The 19128-nt window shown below is 63.5% G+C and carries 23 protein-coding genes; 11 read left to right on the top strand and 12 right to left on the bottom strand.

Going from position 1 to position 19128, the window contains the following annotated elements:
• The first annotated feature begins 85 nt into the window (after positions 1-85).
• Positions 86-1288 (top strand): multidrug effflux MFS transporter, encoded by a 1203-nt coding sequence (locus ACFDR6_RS28085; RefSeq protein ID WP_375860268.1) that lies wholly within the window; start codon positions 86-88, stop codon positions 1286-1288.
• A gap of 36 nt (positions 1289-1324) precedes the next feature.
• Here the strand turns inward: ACFDR6_RS28085 and ACFDR6_RS28080 are convergent, their stop codons facing one another.
• From ACFDR6_RS28080 to ACFDR6_RS28070, 3 genes are all read right to left on the bottom strand, one after another.
• A complete protein-coding gene (locus ACFDR6_RS28080; RefSeq protein ID WP_212092327.1) occupies positions 1325-1978 on the bottom strand; it encodes a flavin reductase family protein in 654 nt (217 codons plus the stop codon).
• A gap of 77 nt (positions 1979-2055) precedes the next feature.
• Positions 2056-2793: an SDR family oxidoreductase gene (locus ACFDR6_RS28075; RefSeq protein ID WP_375860267.1), complete on the bottom strand. Its 738-nt coding sequence runs from the start codon at positions 2791-2793 to the stop codon at positions 2056-2058.
• Between the two features lie 18 nt (positions 2794-2811).
• Complete coding sequence (locus ACFDR6_RS28070) at positions 2812-4413, bottom strand: class I adenylate-forming enzyme family protein (protein ID WP_212092281.1); 1602 nt, start codon at positions 4411-4413, stop codon at positions 2812-2814.
• A 249-nt stretch (positions 4414-4662) separates the two neighbouring features.
• Between ACFDR6_RS28070 and ACFDR6_RS28065 the strand changes: the two genes are divergently transcribed.
• Both ACFDR6_RS28065 and ACFDR6_RS28060 read left to right on the top strand, forming a co-directional pair.
• On the top strand, positions 4663-5406 hold the full coding sequence (locus ACFDR6_RS28065) for an SDR family NAD(P)-dependent oxidoreductase (RefSeq protein ID WP_375860266.1): 744 nt from the start codon (positions 4663-4665) through the stop codon (positions 5404-5406).
• A 1-nt stretch (position 5407) separates the two neighbouring features.
• Positions 5408-6085, top strand: coding sequence for a glutathione S-transferase family protein (locus tag ACFDR6_RS28060; RefSeq protein WP_212092283.1), 678 nt, complete (start codon positions 5408-5410; stop codon positions 6083-6085).
• 26 nt (positions 6086-6111) lie between these two features.
• On the opposite strand, the gene ACFDR6_RS28055 is transcribed toward ACFDR6_RS28060, so the two are convergent.
• Positions 6112-7311: a CaiB/BaiF CoA transferase family protein gene (locus ACFDR6_RS28055; protein WP_212092284.1), complete on the bottom strand. Its 1200-nt coding sequence runs from the start codon at positions 7309-7311 to the stop codon at positions 6112-6114.
• A 102-nt stretch (positions 7312-7413) separates the two neighbouring features.
• The gene (locus tag ACFDR6_RS28050) at positions 7414-8046 is read right to left on the bottom strand and encodes a 2-hydroxychromene-2-carboxylate isomerase (RefSeq protein WP_212092285.1); all 633 of its coding nucleotides are present in this window, start codon (positions 8044-8046) and stop codon (positions 7414-7416) included.
• Between the two features lie 230 nt (positions 8047-8276).
• Here ACFDR6_RS28050 and ACFDR6_RS28045 point away from each other — a divergent pair, with 230 nt between their 5' ends.
• A complete protein-coding gene (locus tag ACFDR6_RS28045; RefSeq protein ID WP_212092286.1) occupies positions 8277-8792 on the top strand; it encodes a winged helix-turn-helix transcriptional regulator in 516 nt (171 codons plus the stop codon).
• 93 nt (positions 8793-8885) lie between these two features.
• Here the strand turns inward: ACFDR6_RS28045 and ACFDR6_RS28040 are convergent, their stop codons facing one another.
• Entirely contained in the window at positions 8886-9599 is a 714-nt protein-coding gene (locus tag ACFDR6_RS28040) for a class I SAM-dependent methyltransferase (protein ID WP_375860264.1), read from the bottom strand.
• A gap of 95 nt (positions 9600-9694) precedes the next feature.
• On the opposite strand from ACFDR6_RS28040, the gene ACFDR6_RS28035 reads away from it, so the two are divergent.
• On the top strand, positions 9695-9925 hold the full coding sequence (locus ACFDR6_RS28035) for a hypothetical protein (protein WP_249153821.1): 231 nt from the start codon (positions 9695-9697) through the stop codon (positions 9923-9925).
• Between the two features lie 3 nt (positions 9926-9928).
• Here the strand turns inward: ACFDR6_RS28035 and ACFDR6_RS28030 are convergent, their stop codons facing one another.
• The gene (locus ACFDR6_RS28030; protein WP_375860262.1) at positions 9929-10093 is read right to left on the bottom strand and encodes a hypothetical protein; all 165 of its coding nucleotides are present in this window, start codon (positions 10091-10093) and stop codon (positions 9929-9931) included.
• Positions 10094-10194: 101 nt separating this feature from the next.
• Between ACFDR6_RS28030 and ACFDR6_RS28025 the strand changes: the two genes are divergently transcribed.
• Positions 10195-10560, top strand: a complete 366-nt coding sequence (locus ACFDR6_RS28025) for a hypothetical protein (RefSeq protein ID WP_212092288.1) — start codon at positions 10195-10197, stop codon at positions 10558-10560.
• Positions 10561-10877: 317 nt separating this feature from the next.
• The gene (locus tag ACFDR6_RS28020) at positions 10878-11132 is read left to right on the top strand and encodes a hypothetical protein (RefSeq protein ID WP_212092289.1); all 255 of its coding nucleotides are present in this window, start codon (positions 10878-10880) and stop codon (positions 11130-11132) included.
• A 27-nt stretch (positions 11133-11159) separates the two neighbouring features.
• Here ACFDR6_RS28020 and ACFDR6_RS28015 read toward each other — a convergent pair whose 3' ends face one another.
• From ACFDR6_RS28015 to ACFDR6_RS28000, 4 genes are all read right to left on the bottom strand, one after another.
• Positions 11160-11402 (bottom strand): hypothetical protein, encoded by a 243-nt coding sequence (locus ACFDR6_RS28015; protein ID WP_375860260.1) that lies wholly within the window; start codon positions 11400-11402, stop codon positions 11160-11162.
• A 253-nt stretch (positions 11403-11655) separates the two neighbouring features.
• Positions 11656-12363: an outer membrane protein gene (locus tag ACFDR6_RS28010; RefSeq protein WP_212092291.1), complete on the bottom strand. Its 708-nt coding sequence runs from the start codon at positions 12361-12363 to the stop codon at positions 11656-11658.
• Positions 12364-12650: 287 nt separating this feature from the next.
• Positions 12651-13046, bottom strand: coding sequence for a hypothetical protein (locus ACFDR6_RS28005; RefSeq protein WP_375860398.1), 396 nt, complete (start codon positions 13044-13046; stop codon positions 12651-12653).
• Positions 13047-13276: 230 nt separating this feature from the next.
• Positions 13277-13606 carry a His-rich protein BRANT gene (locus ACFDR6_RS28000; protein WP_212092292.1) on the bottom strand — a complete coding sequence of 110 codons (330 nt, stop codon included), beginning with the start codon at positions 13604-13606 and terminating at the stop codon, positions 13277-13279.
• A gap of 246 nt (positions 13607-13852) precedes the next feature.
• Here ACFDR6_RS28000 and ACFDR6_RS27995 point away from each other — a divergent pair, with 246 nt between their 5' ends.
• Together ACFDR6_RS27995 and ACFDR6_RS27990 are read left to right on the top strand one after the other, a co-directional pair.
• On the top strand, positions 13853-14395 hold the full coding sequence (locus ACFDR6_RS27995; protein ID WP_212092293.1) for a tetratricopeptide repeat protein: 543 nt from the start codon (positions 13853-13855) through the stop codon (positions 14393-14395).
• Between the two features lie 108 nt (positions 14396-14503).
• The gene (locus ACFDR6_RS27990) at positions 14504-15892 is read left to right on the top strand and encodes a serine hydrolase domain-containing protein (protein WP_375860258.1); all 1389 of its coding nucleotides are present in this window, start codon (positions 14504-14506) and stop codon (positions 15890-15892) included.
• On the opposite strand, the gene ACFDR6_RS27985 is transcribed toward ACFDR6_RS27990, so the two are convergent.
• Positions 15879-17447 carry a S10 family peptidase gene (locus ACFDR6_RS27985; RefSeq protein ID WP_375860257.1) on the bottom strand — a complete coding sequence of 523 codons (1569 nt, stop codon included), beginning with the start codon at positions 17445-17447 and terminating at the stop codon, positions 15879-15881. The genes ACFDR6_RS27990 and ACFDR6_RS27985 overlap by 14 nt on opposite strands.
• 245 nt (positions 17448-17692) lie before the next feature.
• On the opposite strand from ACFDR6_RS27985, the gene ACFDR6_RS27980 reads away from it, so the two are divergent.
• Both ACFDR6_RS27980 and ACFDR6_RS27975 read left to right on the top strand, forming a co-directional pair.
• Complete coding sequence (locus ACFDR6_RS27980) at positions 17693-18472, top strand: NAD kinase (RefSeq protein WP_317243538.1); 780 nt, start codon at positions 17693-17695, stop codon at positions 18470-18472.
• Positions 18473-18571: 99 nt separating this feature from the next.
• Positions 18572-19117, top strand: coding sequence for a response regulator (locus tag ACFDR6_RS27975; protein WP_212092297.1), 546 nt, complete (start codon positions 18572-18574; stop codon positions 19115-19117).
• Positions 19118-19128 lie beyond the last annotated feature (11 nt).

Here is a 19128-nt window from a genome sequence, read left to right as displayed (position 1 = left end):
CCGGACAAGAAGCGACTCGGCGAGCGGCGCGAACCGCGTCACTCGTCGCCTCGCAACCAACTCTCCTTTATCAGTGCAAAGTTTCATGCCCGTCCAGATCAGGAACAGGCCGCGGGACATTCCCAGCTCCGGCGCCCTGCCGATCGCGGTCCTTTCCGTCCTGGCCGCGATGGGCACGCTGGCGACCAACATTCTGCTGCCGTCGCTGCCGCAGATTGCGATCTCATTGAACGTCACGACTGCGGCGGTCACGTCCGCCATCACGGTCTTTCTTGCCGTGTTCGGGGTGGGCCAGCTCCTGGTCGGACCGCTCTCGGATCGCTACGGAAGACGTTGGCCGGTGCTGATCGGATTTGCCGTGTTCTTCGCCGGCAGCGCTTGGTGCGGTCTGGCAACCGATCTGCCTAATCTCCTCGCCGGCCGCGTCGTGCAGGCGACAGGTGCTTGCGCGACGTCGGTGCTGTCTCGCGCCATCGCCCGCGACATGTTCAGCGGCGCGGCTCTGGCACGCGCAATGGCGCTCATCATGATCGTTATGTCCGCCGCCCCCGGGTTCTCGCCGCTGCTGGGCGGCGCACTCGACCACAGCTTCGGATGGCGCGCCGAATTCGCGCTGGTCGCGGCCTTTGCCGCAGTCGGCGCCGTCGCCTACAGCATCGTTCTCGGCGAAACCCACCATTCGATCCGAACGCCGTTCAATCCGATTGTCATCGGCAGGACCTATGCCGGCCTCATCGGCGACCGTCGCTTCGCTGTCCCCGCGGCCACCTCGAGCCTCATCATAGGCGGCTTGTTCTCGATGTTTTCGGCCGCACCGCGCTTGTTCATCGAAGCACTGCACTTCACGCCGATCCAGCTCGGCCTCTTCTTCGCCGGCACCGTCTTTATCGTATTCGCGGCTGGCATGCTGGCGACGAGATTGGCGCCACGCTACGGGCTCGATAGCCCGATCCGGGCAGCATTGTTGGCGACAGCGGCCAGCAGCCTTGCGGTTCTGCTCATCTCGGTGGTCAACCCGACTTTCTTGCCGTTCCTGGGCGCGATGAGCGTCTATCTCCTCGGCATGGGGATTGTCAGCCCACTGGCCACCGCACGCGCTCTCTCGCCATTCGGCAACAAGGCCGGCGCGGCCTCGGCGCTGCTGGGCTTCTGGCAGATGATGACCGCCGCGATCGGCGTGTGGCTTGCTGCCACGGTGTCGCATGAAGCGATGCTGGCGCTGGGCGTCGTGCTGAGCGGGTTTTCCCTGCTGGCCCTTGGCCTGTACGCGGGGGGCCCCGGATCTTGATCAGCTTGTGAAGCCACACGCGCTCCCGGCACGGCATCAGGTGCCGTGGAATTCCGGCTTGCTGCTACCCGGCGGGCGCTTCATCTCGAACATGTTTTCGGTCCTGACCTCGAGGTAATCTCCACCCCGGCCGGCACGCAATATCGGACGCGCAAGTGCCGTGTTGTAGACGCCGTCCTCGATCAAGGATTTGTCGATGTAGACCGCGACAACCTCGCCAAGCACGAACCAACCTTCGACCTTTTCACCGCGTGCGTTGGCCAGTTGGGAGACCTCGACGACCTTACATTCCATGGCGGCCCTGCTCTCGCCCACTCGCGGCACGTCAACATGGCGCCCGGGTATCGGCGTCAGTCCGGCTGCTTCGAACTCGCTCACGCCGTGATCGAGCGGTGCCGCTGTCACGTTCATGCGTTCGCCGAGATCCATGGTGACCAGATTCCAGACGAACTCGCGGGTCTCGCTGACGTTCTTGACCGTGTCCTTCCACGAAATCGAGGAGAATCCGATGATCGGAGGATCGTAGAGGAACGCGTTGAAGAAGCTGTACGGCGCGAGGTTGAGTTGACCAGCCGCATTACGCGACGAGATCCAGCCGATCGGACGCGGCGCGACAATCGCGTTGAACGGATTATGCCGGAGCCCGTGGCCCTTCGATGGCTCGTAATAGTGGAAGTCTGACGGATCCATAAGGTCCCTTTCCCGAGGTCGCCGATAGTCGGCGATCGCTCGCCAGTCGAGCTCCATCACACCGCAAGCGGCTCCCGCTACCACTTCTCGCCGAAGGGGCGAATCTCGAGCTCGAAAGTCCAGGCGCTTCTGGGCTGCTGATAGAGCAGCCAATAGGACTCAGCGACCGACGAGGGCGGCATCAAAAGATTGGGGTCATCCAGCGCATTGGGACCGAGCGCCTCGATCCGCCGCTGGCGGACCCATTCGGTATCAACTCCGGAATCGATGATGAGATGGGCCACGTGGATGTTCTTTGGACCCAGTTCGCGCGCGGTCGCCTGCGCCACGGCCCGCAGGCCGAACTTCGCGCTGGCGAAGGCTGCGTAGCCGCTTCGGCCGCGAAGGCTCGCGGTCGCACCGGTGAAGAAGATATTGCCCTTGCCGCGGGGCAGCATCAGGCGGGCGGCCTCACGGCCGGCGAGAAAGCCGGAATAGCAGGCCATCTCCCAGACCTTGCGGAACACGCGTTCGGTCGTATCCAGGATCGGAAAATTGACGTTGGCGCCGATGTTGAAGATACAAACCTCGAGCGGCGCGTGCTTGTCCGCGTCGCCGAGAAAGGAGATGATCTCCTCTTCCTTGCGCGCATCGAGAGAGCGCGCGTGGATTTCGCCGCCTGCCGCCTCGATCTCCTTGACCAGGGGCTCGAGCTTGGCGCCATTGCGGCGCCCGGCGAACACGGTGAAGCCCTCTGAAGCGAACTTCTTGGCGATCTCGCCGCCGATATAGTCTCCGGCGCCGATCACGGCCACGGTTGCGTTTCTCTTTTGCAAGGATGCCTCCCGGTAAGGTTAGATATGTTGCCGGCGGAGTTCGGACTGCACCGGAGGGACTGCGCCACCTTCGCGCAAGGACTCCGCCAGCTTGTGCTTGAGTATCTTGCCGGTCGAGGTCGCCGGCAAGGCATCAAGTACGATGATTTCGGACGGCCGTTTGTAGGACGTCAGCTGGGATCGGGCGAAACTCTTCAGAGTCTCGGGCGTCGTGCGCGATCTCGGCAGCAATTGCACGAAGGCGACGATCTCCTCGTTGCCGTCCGCGGCACGACCGACCACAGCCGATTGCACGACGTCCTTGTGTGAATTGAGGACCGCTTCGACCTCCGCGGGATAGACGTTGAACCCGGATCGGATGATCATTTCCTTGGAGCGGCCCACGATGTACAGACAATCGCCGTCGAAACGCGCGAGATCGCCGGTATTGAACCAACCCTCGCTATCAATCACCTTCGCGGTAAGCTCGGGGGCACGATAGTACCCCAGCATCACGTTGCGCCCGCGAACATGCAACTCGCCGACTTCACCTGCGGCCGTCGGAAACCCTTCCAGGGTTCGCACCCGCGCCTCCACACCCGGCAACAGCGTACCAACCGCCTGATCCGAGCGCGGCCTGTCGAAACGGACGCCTGATATTCCCGGCGAGCATTCGGTGATCCCGTAGCCGTTGAGCAACGAAAGCCCGAACTCCCTTTCCACACGCAACTTCAGATTCAAATCCAGCGGCGCGCCGGCGACGGCAATCAGGCGCAACGAGCCTCGGGCGAGCTGCTCCACGCCTGATACGGTCTTGTACTCCAGCAGGCGCTGATAGGTGGCAGGCACGCCATTGAGGATGGTGACACCCTCCTCCGCGATCGCCTTTGCGGTCGTTGCCGGATCGTACTTGCTGACCATCCGCACCGTGCCGCCGACCATCAGCGTCATGATCAGGAGCGAGATGCCGACGATATGCGAGATCGGCAACACCAGATAGATCTTGTCGTCCTCGGTCATCCTGCGGAAATATGCGGTGGTTTTCGCACTGATCAGCAGGTTGTCGTGCGAGAGCATCACCCCCTTGGGAGTCCCCGTCGTGCCCGAGGTGTAGATCAGCACCGCGACCTGTTTTGCGGGATTGGCCTGCACCGGCTCGACGGTCGCGCTTTCGTTGAGCGGACCGACACCAATGTCTGCAAGTGCGCCAATTCGCCGGTTCTCGGCGCCATGGCGGGAGGCGTGAGCAGCGGCCTCCTTCGAAATGCCCGACGTGAAAAACATCCGGCGGGCGCCGCTGTGGTCGCGGATCTGGTCCAGTTCGCGCGCCGACAAGCGCGGGTTGGCGACAATCGCCCAGGCGTCGAGCCGGCTCGACGCCAACAGCAAAGCGGCAAGCGCAATACAGTTTTCGCTGACGAGGATCATCCGATCGCCGGCTCTGATCCCCAGGGACGAGAGTACGGTGGCGATCCCGTCAACGCGCTGCTCCAGGTCCCCGTAAGTCCAGGAAGCCCCGTCTTCGACCAGCGCAATCCGGCTGGGCGCTCTGGCAACCTGGCTTGCCGTGACTTCATGGATGCGGCTCGGCAAGCCGACAGCAATCTCGTCGAGACCGATCGCCTCTGACAGCTCCACCACGACTGACCTCCCGATCGAACCCATGCCGGCTTTTGCGACCCGGCATCTGGCGTCGGAATATAGTTCTTTTTTAGAACTCGTCAATCGATATGTCGTCGTCTTTCCCGGGATCGTCTGGGCAACCCGTCTGCCTCTTCTCATACAAAAGAGCGAAGCTACGACGATCGCAAGAGCGGCCGTCGTTTACAGCGCGTCATTCGGCAGCTAGTGTGCATAACGTATCAAATAAGAACTTAAGGAGGAACGAAAATGGCAACGAGCCGCGGTGTAGCGATGCTTGTGGGCGCAGGCGATGCCATTGGCGCTGCGGTCGCCCGGCGTTTTGCCAAGGGCGGCTATACGGTTTGCATCTGCAGGCGTGACGCGTCCAAATCGCAGGGGCTCGTGGCGGAGCTGAGGGCTCTCGGGCATGACATTCACGCCTTCAGCGTCGATGCCCGCCAGGAAGCGGACGTCCAAGGCATATTCGCGCGGGTCGAGAAAGAGCTCGGGCCTGTCGAGGTCTGCCTCTACAATGCCGGCTCCAACGTCAACAAGCCCCTGCTCGACACCACGGAGAAGCTGTTCTTCAAAGCCTGGGAACTCGCCTGCTACGGCGGCTTCCTGGTCGGACGCGAGGCTGCGCGCGTGATGCTGCCGCGCGGACGCGGCACCATTTTCTTCACCGGAGCGACGGCCAGTGTGCGTGGCGGCAAGGGATTTGCCGCGTTCTCGTCGGCGAAGTTCGGACTTCGAGCAGTTGCCCAGGCGATGGCGCGCGAGCTTGGACCGAAGAACATTCACGTCGTCCACCTCCTGATCGACGCTGGCGTGGACAGCGAGGCGATTCACCAGCGCATGAAGGCAGCGAAGGGGATCGAAGCAAGCGACATTCCGCCGGATAGTCTGACCAAGACCTCCTCCATTGCCGAAGCCTATTGGTTCACTCACCAGCAAAGCAGAGATGGCTGGACCCACGAACTCGATCTCCGCCCCGCCGTGGAGAAGTGGTAGCATGAGCGCGACGCCAAACCTGACACTATGGGGCGTTGGAACAAGCCGCACCATTCGTCCGCATTGGGCCATGCACGAGCTGGGTCTGGTCTACGAGACAAAGCCCATTGGGCCGCGAACCGGCGAGACCAAGACCGCAGAATACTCGAAGCTCAATCCGCGCCAGAAGATCCCGCTGCTTCAGGACGGCGACTTCTGCATCGGCGAGAGCGCGGCGATCGTTGCTTATTTGTCGCGAATGTATTCCACGACGGAACGCTCGCTGATTCCGGAAGCCCCCCGCGAATATGCAGCGTGGCTGGAATGGTGCTTCTTTATCGTCGCGGAGCTGGATTCCACCAGCCTTTACGTGATGCGCCGCCATCGTGCCGACGCGCTCGGCCCGATCTACGGCGTCGCGCCCGAGGTCGTTGCCCAAGCCGGCGAGTATTTCCGCCAGCAGTTGCGCCATGTCGAGGTCGCGTTCTCGGACGGCCGGCAATTTCTGATGGGCGACCGGTTTACCAGCGCAGACATCCTGCTCACGACCTGCCTTGAGTGGGCCATCGTTTATGGCGTGCCCATTTGCGACAACGCTCAGCCCTATCTCGAGCGCATCAGGAAACGGGATGCATTTCAGCGAGCCCTCGCGGCGAATGTCGCGATGGCACCGATCACGCCGGTGCCGGCGAAGGCCTAGAAGACCACTGCCAACGGGCTTCGCGGCTAGACCGCGACGCGTACGCTGCGCTCGGCGACCATCTTGTCGATGGCGCTGTCGTCGTAACCCAGCTCGCGCAACACGTCGCGGGAGTGCTCGCCGACCCTGGGAGCAGGTCCACCGATCACGGCCTCGTTGATTGCAAAGCGCGCTGCCGGCTTTGGCTGACGCACCCGACCGACCTTGGGTTGATCGAACTCCGCGATGATCTCGCGCGCGACCACCTGTTCATTGTGGATGATCTCGCCTCGCCGCAGGATCGGCGAGCAAGGGACATCGGCGGCATCCAGGCGTTCCAGCCATTCGGCGGTGGTGTGCTGGCCGATATACTCCGCCATTTTGTTGATGCGTGCCGTGGCGTTGACCGAACGCGCCGCAGGCGTCGCAAACCGGGGATCGTTGGCAAGCTCGGGATCGCCGGACGCCTTGCAAAAGCCCTGCCATTCAGAATCGGAAATGGTACCGGCGGTGATGTAGCCGTCGCTGGTCTTGAACACGAGATCGGGGCGATCGTTGGGATCGGCAGCTGCGGCCTCGGCACCCACCACCGTGTATTGCATCATGCCCTCGGGCCACAGATACGAGATCATCGCATCCAGCATAGCGACCTGAATGTGGTCGCCCCGCCCTGTCTTCTCGCGGGCATAGAGCGCCGCTGCGACCGCCTGGGCGGTGAACACGGCGGTGGTCTTGTCGCATACGATGGTACGGATCATCTGCGGACGGTTGGTGACCGGCTGCGACTGGATATCGGCAAAGCCCGAGAGCCCCTGAATGATCGGGTCGTAAACGCGCTTCTTCACATAGGGTCCGGTGTCACCAACACCGCTGATCGACACATAGATCAGGCGCGGATGGCGCTGGCGCAACTCTTCGACGCCGAGACCGAGACGCTCCATGGTGCCGGGCCGGAAATTCTGCACCAGGACATCCGCCTGCGCGACCAGCTTGGCGAGAACCTCTCGGCCAGCCGCGCTCTTGACGTCGATCGACAGCGAGCGTTTGCCGCGGTTTGACGAAATGAACAGGGCCGAAAACTCACCGTCCTTGTCGATCGTCGCACGGCTCCGGCGTGTAATATCACCGCCGATCGGCTCGATCTTCAGGACGTCGGCGCCCTGATCCGCCAGAAACATGGTCGCGAACGGGCCCGACACCACACCTGTCAGATCGAGGACACGGACGCCGTTGAGTGGACCGGGCATGATCTCTCTCCCTCGATTTGGTTTTGTTATGAGGCCGACCGGATTTTTCGCCCCTGCAGGCGCCGGATATCCGTCCGGCTCTGCAGGCTTCAGGTTCTGTCCCTAGGCCGTCTTCGAAACGGGCTGGCCGATCTGCTCGACGATCGACTCCTCGACATCGCGGAGCTGGTCCTTGCCGAAGAACATTTCCTTTCCAACGAAGAAGGTCGGCGAGCCGAATGCGCCGCGGTTGACCGCGTCGGTGGTCCGATCGATCAACCCCTTCTTGACGTCGTCCTGCTGCGCACGCGCAAGCAACCGATCGATATCGACCCCTGAGGAGGTGAATGCCTTTCGGTAGGTTTCGAGATCATCCATCTTCTTCGGCTCCTCCCACATGTGGTGGTAGGCCGCGCGGAAATAGGGCTCGAACACGCCTTCGAGCTGCGCCGCCACGGCGCCGCGCATCAACATCAGCGTATTGACCGGAAAGAACGGATTGGTCCGGAACTTCGTTGCATTGTGGCGGCGAATGAAGCGCTGTGTCTCCAGCGCCTGGTATTCCGGCTTATTCTTGATGCCTTGAAGGGATTCGAACGGGGACATGTTGCCCGTCGCCTTGAAGATGCCGCCGAGCAGGATCGGGACGTAATCGAATTTCACGCCGGTGCGCCGTTCGATTCCCGGAAGGGCCAATTCCGCGAGATAAGCGTTTGGACTGCCGAAATCGAACAGAAATTCAACCTTCAGAGACATGTCAGTTCCTCCCGCAGAGTGCAACGATGGTCCGGTGATCTTCTAGGCCGAGCGCAGGCTACTCGGTCTTATAGTTCTAAAATCGAACTGTCAAATCCACCTGAATGCTTGGGGTTTGATGGGACCGGCGGGGGTATTGTATCAACTTTAGTACCTATCTAGAATGGTATGGCGGCGCAGCCCTTTCCCGAATGCGAGTGGAACGGGCACCGGTCGACCGGAGAGCAGGAATGAAATGGGATGAGCTTGAGGCAGAGCCATGTTCGATGGCTCGCACCATCGGGGTGATCGGTGACCGCTGGACGCTTCTTATTCTCCGCGAATGCTTTCTGCGGACGCGCCGTTTCGAGGGCTTTCAGTCAGCGCTGGGAATCACGCGCCATCTGCTCGCAGAGCGGCTGAAAAAGCTGGTTCGGCAAGGCGTCCTGCGCCGCATTCCCTATCAGGAATCGCCCAAACGCCACGAGTACATCCTGACGCAGAAGGGCCTCGACCTCTATCCGATCATGATGGCGCTGGTGCATTGGGGCGACACCCATATGGTCGACGAACGTGGGCGGCCCCTTCTGCATGAGCACCGCAAATGCGGCAAGATGTTCGACCCCGTGATGGTGTGCTCGGAATGCGGCGAGCCGCTTTCGGCCAAGGAGGTTCATGTCCATCCTGGTCCGGGCGCGCGCCCGGCAGCAGAGACAGCCTTGCTCGACAAGAAGGCAAAGCCGAAGCCCCGCAGGAAAGCGGCGTAGCTGAAGACATCGACGACGACGAAAGGCAGGCCCAGGTCTCAGCCCGCGCGCTTCGGCCCGATGGCGGATGCGCTCGACGTCGCACCGCTTCTGTCACACGTTCGTGGTCATGCAGACGCGATCCGGCAACTCGTCCAGCCGCCACAGCCCGAGGCTCTTGTCGCGCCAGCCGCCGTCGCCCTCTTCGCAGCGCTCGTCGATCAACGTGTGCGGCACCGGCCAATTGAACGGCGCCTTCGTCATGTCGAGCGCACGCCAGTCGCCATCCTCGCAATCGCGATTGTCCTCCCACTCCGGAAACGTCGTGGCGAGCAGGAATTGCGCGCCGCTCTCGCGAAAGCGCGCGGTGACGCCGGCGATGTTCCGAAAACTCAAATGCACCAGGCAATCCCGGCATAGAATCAGATCGGCACGCGGCAGCGCATCGCGCGTGATGTCGGCAACCAGGAATCGGCCGGCCAATTCGCCGCCCGCCACACGCCGGTTGTTGGCTTCGATCAGCGACGGCACGATGTCGATGCCGATATAGTCGAGGTCGAGCTTGATGCGTCCGATCCAGCCCGCATCGCCGCAGGGCGCATCGAGCAGCGAGCGCACGCCGAGCCGTTGGAGCAACGGCGGAAGCGCCTCCCGGATCGCAGCCGTGGCGGTATCCTCCGAGCCGAGGCCCGACACCGAGCTGGCAGCGCCCCAAAGGTTCGTCCGCTCGATCCGCTCGAACCGCGCAGCGAGATCGAGGCCCGCGAAATTATCGCGGTCGGCGAGGAAACGTTCGTGGGCGAGCACGGGTCGACGGTTGGCGATCATCGGTTGGGACCCGAATGGAAATTCCGCGCGGGCACACCATACAGGACCATAGGGCCGGACCGGAACCAAAAGCAGGCATCAGTCGTTCTGGAGGCATGCGTATCCAAGAAGAAAACCGGAACATCTTTCTGCTGACGGCGGTGACACTGTGCTGTGGCGCCGTGGCCGGCACGTTGACGCTTTTCGACCCCGTGCCTGGACCTGCTCTTGGCTCTGCCCCCGAAAGACCGGCCGACGTGAGGGTGGCGAGCGACGTCAACGTTCAGACACCGGTTCGGGTGGTCGGCGCGCCGTTCGAGCTCAACGTCAACCCGCGCCAGCGATAGCGCTCACCTCGGCGACACCTTCGTGCCCTCCCCGGGCTGGCCATGAACCCGCGCCAATTCCTCCACGAACGCGATCACCTCCGCCCGCTTGGCGGGCGGCAGCGACAGGAACGCGCGGATGAGCCTCAGGCCCTCCGCTTCGTCCACCCGTTCGTCTTCGGCGTCCATCCGTCCAATGTCGGGCGATCGGGAAAAATATGCAATCCCTTGCAAGAGACCTTGATTCGGCGCAGCCGCTTTGCTGGAATGGGGCACGGCTGAGGTGGACCATGAAGTGGATCAGCGAGCGCGACGCACTGATCGCGCAGACGATGGCCTTCGTCCAATCGGTGACCGGCAAGAAGGATGACGTCCTTCGGCCGGACGCTCCGCTGGATTCTCCTGCGGCAACCGTCGCGATCGAGGCCTTCAGGGTCGAGATCAAGCCGCCCGAGCCCCCTCCTCAGTCTCAGCCCATCCAGCTTTCGCCGCCGCGAGCGAGCAGTGACGTCCGCACCGAGATGCAGGCCCGCATTGCCAATTTCCGCAAGCATCAGGAGCGGTTCGAGCGTGAGCGCGAGGAATACTGTGCCAGTACCCTGACCAAATTGCGCGCCGCCATCCGCGACGCCTCGGGCCCACTGGTCAAGAAATAACGCCGCCTCCCGTCAGGGGCCTGCAGCCAGGACCTATAACCAAGACCACACCAGCCAAAGATTGGCCGCGCAGGCGCCGAATAGCGCCAGCGTTAGCGGCAGGAGCATGTGCCCACAGGAGGTCTTCAGGTCGCTCGTCATGGCGGAAACATCCGCTGATTCCGCCAAACGAGTCCCAGGGATTCTTTTTTTCGCGATTCAGGACTCGTTAAGGACTCAGGGCCCGTAAGGTCGATCACGGATCCGTGATCGACGAACGGCAACCTGGAACCCATTGGTAGATGAGGTTGTTAACGCGCTTTCCGGGAGCGGGAAGAATGCCCTACGCCTTGTTTTGCAACGACGCCCAGATCAGCAAGGCCTATCCGAGCGAAACCGACGTCTGGAAGCTCGCCCACCGCAGCGGCCTGGTCGTGGATGTCGGCGCCGACGAGGATCGCCCGGGGCCGCGCCGGGTGCTCGATAATGACTACGAGATCAAGCCCTGCCGGGCCGCCCAGGGCGAGGACCCCGCCAAAAACAAGGCTGAGGCCGAACGCCAGTCCGGGATGGAGCTCGAGTTGAATTCTTGAGGTTCTGCCGGAGCAAGTCCGAGAGGGTCAGGGCGTTGCGGCTACCAGCGAGGCCTGCTCGCCAGGCAGCGACACGCAGGCCTTGCGGCGATGCAGCCCGCGGATGGCCCCGGTCACCTTCATCACCTTGCCCGACGGACAGGCCGCGTCCTTGACGAAAGCCACCTCGTAAGGTGCCAGCACCAAAGGCTCGGATCTGAGGATTGCCTGTGCAGAGCACGGCAGACAGGCGAACCACGAGAGCACCACTACCGACACCAAGATACGCATGTCCGTCGTCCCACCAGCCCGGTAATTCTCTATAACGCGTTCCGGAGCGCGAGTTCCGTAAGCGGCAAAAATTATTTTTGCTTTACGCCAATCCCATGACGCGCGTGAGAAGGCGCGCGCTGGACTGTTTGCCTGCAAATGACGCGCCAGATGGTTCACGCATTGCAAACACAGGGCTGGCGAAGGGGGCGGCGGGCAAACGAAAGGCCGGCAGAGCCGGCCTTTTGTCAGAGCGAGATCTCGCGGAAGGCGGTCAGTAGCGCGAGGCTGCCGGCCCGCCCCAGCCGAAGCGGTAGTTCACACCGGCCTTGACGGTATGCTCGTCCTCCCGGCCGCGGACGCCGACGATGTCGGCCGGACCGGAGGTGAAGGTGGTGCTGCCGAAATTATAGTACTGATACTCGGCCTTGGCCGACCAGTTCGGCGCGAACATATATTCGAGGCCGGCGCCGACGGTGTAGCCGTCCTTGTTGTTGCCGGTGGCCGTGAAGGTCTGCGGCACGCCGGCGACGTTGACGCCCAGGCCGCCATTGCGCCAGGCGTAACCGCCCTTGGCGTAGAGCAGCGCCGGACCCCAGGTGTAGCCAATGCGGCCGGTCACCGACCCGAGCTGGTCGGTGTTGGAGGTCACCTGCGTGCCCAGCGGGAACGTCGCACCGTTGTTGTTGGTCGGCAGCCAGGAATACTGGGCCTCGATGCCCACCACCCAGTTGGGCGCGAACTGGTAGTCGAAGCCGCCCTGCACGCCGCCCAGGAAGCGGGCGTCGCTGGACTGGAAGCTGCTGTCGCCGGCAAAGGCGCCGCCGACATGGCCGCCGATGTAAAAGCCGGTCCAGTTATAGATCACCTGCGGCGGCGTATAGGCCGGCGCCTTGGTGTAAGGGCGCGGCTGCATGTCGGCTGCTGCGGCCGGTCCGGCCAGCGCGAGCAGAGCGACTGCGCCCAGCAAAATCGATTTCATGATCATCCCCGTTCTTTCATCTACGACACTCAGGAAACAACGTGGCGTGAATTGGGTTGCTTCGCGGCAATGCCGGAACGTTGATCGTTCGCTACTGTGACGGGGTGGCAACAACGCGATTTTGTTCCGTCCCGCGACCCTGCGCCGACTGTTTCTGTCGCCTGCGCGAGGCCTGCCGTAACGATTTGTCGCAAGCCGAGACCACCCCGTTCAAAGCTCGCCGAAATGTGATCCAGCGGCTCCGGCGTGGTCTGTCGTACCACGAGGCGATGAAAGCGGTCTTTGCGCTACCGCGTCATCTTTTCCAGTTCCGGAAAGGGTACGTAAACCGCGCCGGCGCAGAGCTCGTTCGTCCGGTCGACGACACGATCGGCCCGCCCGTTGACGAAGATCACGGCTCGCTCGCGCATGGCCTTGTAGCTGCCATCGGTCTCGCGCGGGGTGAAATGCAGACAGCTCACATAGAACTGCCGGCCGCCGACCTCGCGCTGCACCGGCTCGGCCATGCTGGCCTCGCGCACGCCGACCGGGTTGTTGAGATAGGTCCGCATCAGAGCCAGCGTGTCGCTGCGGAAATTGTCCGGAAACGGCTGCGGGCCTCCGGCTTGGCCCCCACCCCAGAGTGACGGCCGGTCACTGCCGGTGCCGAGACATGCCGCAAGCGCAAAGGGCAACGCCAGGATCACCGCACATCTCGCCAACCGCCCCACGGGCCCCGCTCTCCGCTCGATCAGACCAGAGCACGTTCTAGCCCCAACCCTGGGCGAAGGGAATTCGCTTGCAGCGGCGCAATGGCGCACCGGCCCGCCGCCGACACCTCGGCTTCCGCACGAGGCATGACGAACGGGCCGGGCCCTGGATTCCGCACGCGGCGGCGGGGCAATGTCGGGATGCCGCCGCGCAGGATCAGTCGTCAGTTGCGCTTGTCGGTCGTTCCCGGCTTGGTCACGTCCGGCTGCACCTTCTGTGACTGCTTTTCAGAGACCTGCTTGTCCTGGTGGTGATGCTTGCCTGCGGTCTTGTGCTCGTCGGGCTTGGCGGCGGCGTTGGCATTCATTGCGCTCGACTTGCCGTCCACCTTGGCATCCGTCTTGACGTCGGCTGCAGTGGTCGCCGCCTTGGTCTGGCTCTGGTCCGCCTTGATCGTCGGTGCGGTGCCGGTGGTCTTGCTGGCCTCGGCCGCAAAGGACGGCGCTGCGATCACGGAAGCTGCAAGCAAGGCTGCGGAAATGGTCTTCAACATGGTGGTCTCCTCTTGGAAGGATCTCGAGGCGGCACCCTCGTCACCTCTCGATCGTGGGTGCGAGCCTAGGGGGCACCCGCTGAACCCGTTCTGAAGGCCCTTACAGGCTTCCGTTCATCTCGATGACAAGTTTGTCATCCCCACGGGGCGAATAGATCGCGCGAAGCGGGAATGTTTTTGCCCTATGGGTGTTTCGGTCTTCGGGCAATCGTGTAGGATCGCCACGTTCCATACGGGAGAACATCAATGCGCAGACTCTCAATGCTTCTGGTGCCGGGACTCGTCTCGATGGCGCTGGCGGCCGGGCCGATGCTGACCAGCGCCTATGCCGCCGGCAGCGATGAACCCTCACCGCCACCGAAGTCCGACAGTTCGGCCAAGAAGGGCAAGAAGAAGAGCTCATCCGTCAGTGATCCCAAGTTCCTGGCGGCCTATCGCACCGCCTACACTGCGATCTACGACAACCACGACTACAGCGGCGCGATCGGCCAGTTGAAGTCGCTGAAGCGCGACGACGTCGCCGACGTCGCCAATCTGATCGGCTACTCTTATCGCAAGCTCGGCGATTACCAGTCGTCGAAGGCCTATTACGAGCTGGCGCTGAAGGACGATCCGAACCACGTCCGCACCTGGCAGTATTACGGCCTCTGGCAGCTCGAGCAGGGCAACCGCGAACAGGCGCAGTATCATCTGAACAAGATCGCCTCGCTCGCCGGCACCGACAGCTCCGAGTATCGCTCTCTTGCCGCAGCGCTCGACAAGCCGACCGGCGCGACGCTGGTCTACTGACGACATCGCAGCTTTGCATGAAGCGAACGGGCACAACCTTCTGGTTGTGCCCGTTCCGCTTTCTCGGCTAGCCTCTCGCACCAACCTTCCCTCGCAAATTGGTGCGCAATGGACCCGTGGCTGCGATCCGCGATCGACTACATCGGCTCCTGGATCGAATTCCAGCTGACCACAATCCAACAACCAGGCGTCATCCTCGCCTTCGCCCATCGCGGCGAGGTCGTCGCAGAACGTGCGTTCGGCCTCGCCAATCTCGACACCGGCGAAAAGCTCACCCCGCGCCACCGTTTCCGGATCGCCTCGCATTCCAAGAGCTTCACCTCAGCCGGCGTCATGAAGCTGCGCGAGCAGCGCAGGATCCGGCTCGACGACACGGTCGGCCAATATGTCGGCGGACTGCATCCGCGCGTCGCCGAGACAACGATCGCACAGGTGCTGTCGCACAGCGCGGGGCTGACGCGCGACGGCGCCGATTCCGGCCAGTTCATCGACCGCCGCCCCTATCTCGACGCGAAAGAGCTGATGGCGGAATTGAAGCAGCCGACCGCAATCGAGTCCGGCACCCGCTTCAAATATTCCAATCACGGCTTCGGCCTGATCGGACTCGTGATCGAAGCGGTGACGAAGGAGCCCTACACGGTCTGGATCAAGCGCGAGATCGTCGAGCCGGCGGACCTGCGCGAGACCGAGCCGGACGCGCCCCTTCCCAAAGGCGCGCGGTTCGCGCGCGGCCACACGCGAAAGGTTCCGTTCGGCGAGCGCTGCGTGATCCCCGGTGACAATCCCGCGCGCGCGATGGCATCGGCCGCAGGCTTCGTTGCGACCGCCGGCGATACCGCGCGCTTCTTCGCGCAGCTTGCGCCCAACGCCAGAGGAAGTGTGCTGTCGGCTGCAAGCCGCCGCGAGATGACGCGCCATCATTGGCGCATCCCGCAGAGCTTCGAAGGCTATTACGGTCTCGGCGTCAGCGCCGGCAAGACCGACGGCTGGGACTGGTTCGGCCATGGCGGTGGCTTCCAGGGATACATTTCGCGGACCTGCTGCATTCCCGCCTGCGAGCTTTCGATCAGTATCCTCAGCAACTCCATCGACGGCGCGGCACCGTTCTGGATGGACGGCGCGATGCAGATCCTGCGTGTGTTCAAGACGCGCGGGGTGGCCGACCGGCGCCTGCGCGACTGGACCGGCCGCTGGTGGACGATCTGGGGCGCGACCGACCTCGTCCCCGCGGGCAACCGTGTGCTGGTCGCCAATCCGCAATTCAACAACCCGTTCATGGACGCCGCAGAGATCGAGGTCACCGGCCGAGATATCGGCAAGCTCGCCTGGGCCGCGGGCTATTCAAGTCACGGCGAGTCGGTGCGGCGCGTCCGCGACAAGCGCGGGAGGATCACCGACATCTGGATCGCCGGCGCCAACGTGAAGCCCGAAAAAGCCGTGGCACGCGAGATCGCGCGTCGATACAAGCCGCGCAAGCGGCGACCTACTCCCGAATGAGCGCCTCGACCTCGCTGCGCAACGCCTGCCGCGAGCCGCCCTGCGAATAGAACATGTGGCCACCGGGATAGACGACGAACTTCACGCGCTGCGTCACGAAAGCCGGCAGTTGATCGAGCACCCGCTTCGTTCCGAAATAAGGCGTGGCAAGGTCGAACAGGCCGTGCGTAACCAGCACGTTCAGCTTGGCATCGGTCGCGAGGATCTGGCGCAACTCGGTCACCGATTGCGGCGGGTTGATGCCGCGGCCGAAATCCCAGTGACCTTCCACAGTGCCGTTCAGCACTTCGTATGAGCCGTCCGGCCGCCAGTTGAGCTTGCGTGTCAATACGTCAACCGCAGCACTCGTCAGCGGGGCCTGGAGCGCATCGCCCGAGGGGTCGCCGAACCGCGAGCTGCTCGAATCCGGATAGGGATCGAAGCCGCGCACCGAGGCATCGTAACGTCCCGTCACCTTGGCGTTCTTGCGGTCGAATTCGCGGCGGAATTCACCGACGTCGAAACGGCCGGCGAGCCTGCGGCTCACCGCCTGGTCGATGCCGGTGAGCTCGGCGACCTTGTCGGCAAGCCGATTGGTGGCCTCCTTGTCCGCCTGCCCCTTGACCAGGTCGGCCAGGAATTCGCCGCGTGCGTAAGCCTCGACATCGGCGAGATCGGCGCGCTTGACCGGGCCCTTGGCCTCGCGCGCCACTGCCACATAGCTCGGCAGAGTCGCGACATATTGCAGGAGGCTCGTGCCGGTGAATTCGCGGAAGTCGAGCAGCGGCGACACCAGGATCAAGCCCCTGACGCCGACGCCATGCTGGAGCTGCAGCTGGCGCACCACCTTCGGCCCGCGAATGCCGCCATAGCTCTCGCCGGCGACGTATTTCGGCGAGGTCAGCCGGTCGTGCTTCTCGAGCCAGCGGCGGATCACGAGCGCGATCGCATTGGCGTCGCCGTCGACGGAGTAGAACGATTTGCGCGCGTCCTCGCCGCTCGCAACGAAGCGACTGTAGCCGGTGCTGACGGGATCGACGAAGACGAGATCGGTGAAGTCGAGCCAGGTCTCCGCGTTCGGCTTCACCTCAGGCGAGGCCGACGGCGACAGCGCATTGCCATCGAGCGGCAGCCGCCACGGACCGGCGGCGCCGAACTGGAGCCATGCCGAGGACGCGCCGGGACCGCCGTTGAACAGGAACGTGACCGGGCGCGAGGCACGGTCGGCGCCGTCGAGCTGGTAGGACGTATAGGCGATGTCGGCCAGCGGCTCGCCCTTGCCGTCGAACACGCGGATGGAGCCGGCCGTCGCAGCGAAGTTGAGGGTGCGGCCGGGCAGATCGAGCGTCTGCCTGGTGGTGGAATCCGGCGGGAGGCGATGTAGTTCTGCGGCCGAGGACGAACTCTGTGGTCCGCTTTGCGCGGCGCTGGCGCGGCCGCCCTTCTGACCGGGGGGCGCTGTCGTCTCGGAGCGCGGCTGCGGCAGATCATCCGCGCACGCAAATCCTGCAAGCGCGAAAGCCGACACCGCCAGCACCAGAGTCGCGCGGCGAAGCGCCCGCACCTTCGTGGTCATGATCGTCCTCCCAGCCCGGCCGCAAGCGCCGGCGAGGTCGATAGCCTAGCGAAAAATGCGACGGTTTAGGGATCATTGGTTCGGCGCTCGCAAGGAGGCCGATCGGACCTGAAACGCCCTGGTTTTGTCCAGGAGCGGGCAGTCCCCGTTTGCCTTGAGCGCCGGTCGTCCTCGACAATGGAGGCCCACCTCGTATAGACGAGCGCGGCGGAACTTCCTCCAGCCAGCGGCCCTGCCCGGACACCATGACAAAGCCCCAGCGATACGACCGCATCGCCTTCGTCGCCAGCCCGAGCAGCGAGGCGCAGGCCGCCTTCGACCAGCTCACCAGGGATTATGGCAATTGCGATCCCAAAGAGGCCGATATCGTGGTCGCACTCGGCGGCGACGGGCTGATGCTGCAGACGCTGCACCAGAACATGCGCACGGGAAAGCCGATCTACGGCATGCACCGCGGCACCGTCGGCTTCCTGATGAACGAGTATTCGCCGCACGATCTGCGCGCGCGGCTCGAGACGGCGCATGAATCCGAGATCAATCCGCTCCTGATGCGCGCGACCGACGTCAACGACCGCGTTCATCTGCACCACGCCATCAACGAGGTTTACCTGTTCCGGCAGACCTCCCAGGCGGCGCGCCTTCGGATCCTGATCGACGAGCGCGAGCGCATGCCCGAGCTGATCGCCGACGGGATCATTGTGGCGACGCCGGCCGGCTCGACCGCCTACAATCTGTCGGCGCAGGGACCGATCCTGCCGATCAACGCCGCCCTTCTGGCGCTGACCCCGATCAGCGCCTTCCGCCCGCGGCGCTGGCGCGGCGCTTTGCTGCCCAACACCGCCTATGTGGTGATCGAGGTGCTGGAGGACGACAAGCGTCCGGTCGCGGCCGTCGCCGACCATGAGGAGGTCCGCAGGGTCCGGCGCGTCGAGATCCTGTCCGACAAGAGCATCTCGATGCGCATGCTGTTCGACCCCGGCCACAGCCTGGAAGAGCGCATCCTGCGCGAGCAGTTCGGCTACTGAAACCGCCGCCCCGCCCGCCGCCGGCGCTTCGCTCGCAACCCTTCGTTAACCCCCGCCACGATATGGTTAACGAAGGTTGACCGTTCTGGCCCGGGCGTCATGTTCCGCATCGACTTCAACAAGCTGCGCTTCCTCGTCTGCGACGACAATCCGCACATGCGCCGCATCCTGCGGACGCTGCTGCATTCCTTTGGCGCGCGCGAGGTCTACGAGGCCGAGGACGGCGCCACCGCGCTCGAAATGTACAGCCATTACGTGCCCGACATCGTCATCACCGACTGGGCCATGCCGATCTTCGACGGGCTCGAGCTCGCGCAGATGATCCGGCAGCCGGACTCCAAGGGCAATCCCTACGCGCCGATCATCATGCTGACCGGTCATTCCGAGAAGCGCCGCGTCACCGTGGCGCGCGATGCCGGCGTCACCGAATTCCTGGCCAAGCCGATCTCGGCCAAGGGACTCTATCAGCGCATCCTCAACGTGGTCGCCAATCCCCGCCCCTTCATCAAGACCAAGACCTATTTCGGACCGGACCGGCGCCGCAACACCAATTCCGCCTATATGGGTCCCGAGCGTCGCGTCGGCGAAAAGCACGAGGTGCTGCAGCAGCCCTCGTTGCTCGACAAAGCCCGATCCACCATCTAGCGCAACGTCTT

Source organism: Bradyrhizobium tunisiense (assembly GCF_042263385.1).
Lineage (GTDB): Bacteria > Pseudomonadota > Alphaproteobacteria > Rhizobiales > Xanthobacteraceae > Bradyrhizobium > Bradyrhizobium tunisiense.
Note: the sequence above shows the minus strand (reverse complement) of the source record. Positions and strands in the feature narration are given on the sequence as shown.